Raw genomic sequence first — 2625 nt, forward strand, 5'->3', positions numbered from 1 at the left:
CAGCAGCGTCGCCGCCGAGGTGATCGAGGCGTACGTGGCCACGCTGGTGCGCCTAGCCTGGCTCTACGCGCTGCGCAACGACCCGCGTGCCCGCGCGCTGCTCGAGCGGGCACAGGCCGTGTCGGGCCGCCACGCACTGTCGCCGGCGACGCTGGCGATGCTCGAGCAGACCTGGGGCGAGTGCCTGCGCCGCGCCGGCGACCTGCCGCGAGCGCTGGAGCACAAGCACCGCGCGCTGCTGCTGTACGAGCGCGTCGACGACCGCCAGGCCATCCTGAAGACCTGCGGCAACCTCAGCCTGATCTACGGCGAGGCCAAGGACTTCGGCCGCGCCCGCGAGTACGCGCAGCGCGTGCTGGCGCTGGCCGAAACCATGACGGTGGAGCCGGAGATCACGGCCAGCACGCACATGAACCTCGGCGTGGCCTGGTTCTGGCAGGCCGACTACGCCCGCGCGCGAGACGAGTACCAGCACGCGCTGGACATCGCGATGCGCCACCGCCTGCACCGCGTGGCCGGCCTGGCGCACTACAACCTGGCCGAGGTCGCCTACCTGCAGTTCAAGCAGTCGGGCGACGCGCTCGACGAGCAACGCGGCGACGCCCATGCCGCGGCGGCCATCGCGATCTGGCCGCACGAGAGCGACCCGACGCACAGCGAGGCGACGCGCCGCCTCAAGCGCGACATCCTCGGCCCGGCCGAAGACCGCGCCCGCGACCGCCTGCTGCCGGCCGAGGCCGCGGCGCACTATGCCGAGGTGGCCGAGGTGCAGCGCCAGCGCGAGCTGCTCGCCCTGCCCGGCGCGCCGGCCGAACATGTGCGGGCGCACCTGGCGATCGCTCGCGCCTACCTCGCCATCGCGATGAAGGAGCGCGAGGCGGCGCTGGCGCTGCTCGAACGGCACGGCCTCGGCGACGGCTTCTCCGCCGAGCTCGAGGCGCTGCGCAGCACCTTCGACCGCGAGCTGACGCGCGAACAGAAGCTCTCCAGCGCCTGGCGCGAGGCCACTGCCGATCTGCTCAATCCGCAGCGTTGCCAGGCGGTGCTGGCGCAGCTGCTGCAGTCGGGCTCGCTGAACAAGAGCGGCTACGCGCAGCTGTGTGCGCTGAGCCCGGCCACCGCGTCCAAGCACCTGGTCACGCTGGCCGAGCGCGGGCTGCTGGTGCAGACCGGCAAGGGCCCGGCCACGCGCTACACGCTGCCGGCTTGATCAGGCCGCCGCGGCTTCCGCGCGCCGCACGCAGCCCTTGCCGCCCTGCTTGCCGGCGTACATCGCCGCATCGGCGCGGCGCAGCAGGCTGACCGGGTCGGTGCCGTCGACCGGCACCAGCACGTAGCCGATCGTCAGCCCGACCTGGCAGGCCCGCTGTCCCGACAGCACGAAAGGCGCGCGGAAGGCCTCGACCAGCTTGAGTCCGAGATCGCGCGCCTGCCGCTCGTCGGCCAGGCCGCCGGCAGTGACCACGAACTCGTCGCCGCCCAGGCGCGCCACCACGTCGCTCGAGCGCAACTGCGCGCCCAGCCGTTGGCCGACGGCGATGAGCAGTTCGTCGCCCAGTTCGTGTCCGTGCTGGTCGTTGACCTGCTTGAAGCCATCGAGGTCGATCATGTAGACGGCCAGCAATCGCTCAGGCGAGGTGTTGGCCATCTCGGCGGCCAGCCGCGCATCCAGGCCGCGGCGGTTGGGCAGGCCGGTCAGCGGGTCGGTGTGCGCCATCGACACGAAGGTGTCGCGCTCGCGCACGGCGCTGCGCGCCTCGTTGTGGATGGCCTTCATGCGCAGGCCGAGCACGCGCATGAACAGCACCATGTCCAGCGTGGCGCCGGCCTGGAACGCGTGCAGCGTCCACAGCGAGGCGTCGATGTAGCCGCGGATCACGCCGACCATGATGGCGGTGGTGACGAAGTAGCCCACCCAGGCGACGAGGAAGTACCAGCCGATCGAGTCGCCGCGGCGCGCCCGCGCGATCGCGCCGGGCAGGCCCATCAGCGCCGGCAGCAGCCCGAGCGTGCCGATCACGCGGCTGACGCTGTGCACGTGGATGACGTCGAGCGCGTAGAGCAGCGCGGTCAGCCCGAGCGCCGCCGCGCCGGCATACATGATGCGCGTGAAGTACCGGCTGACGCCGGGGCCGCGCAGCACCTCTTCGACGAACAGGAAGGTCGAGCCGGCTGCCAGCAGCGCCATCAGTGGCGCACCGTGCGACTCCATCCAGAGGTTGTCGCGCCACAGGTACATGCCGCCGACGCCGAACTGCACCACCGAGAACATCAGGCTGCCGGTGGTCAGCATCGCGTACTTGACGAACATCGACTCGCGCGTGCTCCACCACTGCACCAGGCTGTAGATCACTAGGCACAGGCCGAGGCCCGCCAGCAGGCCCTGCAGGATGTGCTCGTCCAGCGCTTCCGTGTGGAAGACCTGCGGCCGCATCACCGTGATCGGCAGGATCATCGCGCCCTGCGTCTCCACGCGCAGGTAGAGCTCGTAGGCCACCTCGGGCTTGAGCTCCAGCGGCAGCGCATGGCAGCGGCTGGGAACGGGCCGCTGCGCGAAGGGCTGCATGATGCCCAGCCGGGCCTGGTGCACGATGCGCCCATCGCGCACCAGGAAGACATCGAGCC

The 2625-nt window shown here is 71.4% G+C and carries 2 protein-coding genes; one reads left to right on the forward strand and one right to left on the reverse strand.

The features are described from left to right. On the forward strand, positions 1–1210 hold a 1210-nt coding region (locus AB7U92_RS25645; RefSeq protein ID WP_428583454.1), incomplete at its 5' end, for a tetratricopeptide repeat protein. Here AB7U92_RS25645 and AB7U92_RS25650 read toward each other — a convergent pair. After that, positions 1211–2625, reverse strand: a 1415-nt coding sequence (locus AB7U92_RS25650; protein WP_428583456.1) for a diguanylate cyclase domain-containing protein, incomplete at its 5' end; no start/stop codon positions are given.

Source organism: Piscinibacter sp. (assembly GCF_050175855.1).
In the GTDB taxonomy this organism is placed as follows: domain Bacteria; phylum Pseudomonadota; class Gammaproteobacteria; order Burkholderiales; family Burkholderiaceae_C; genus Piscinibacter.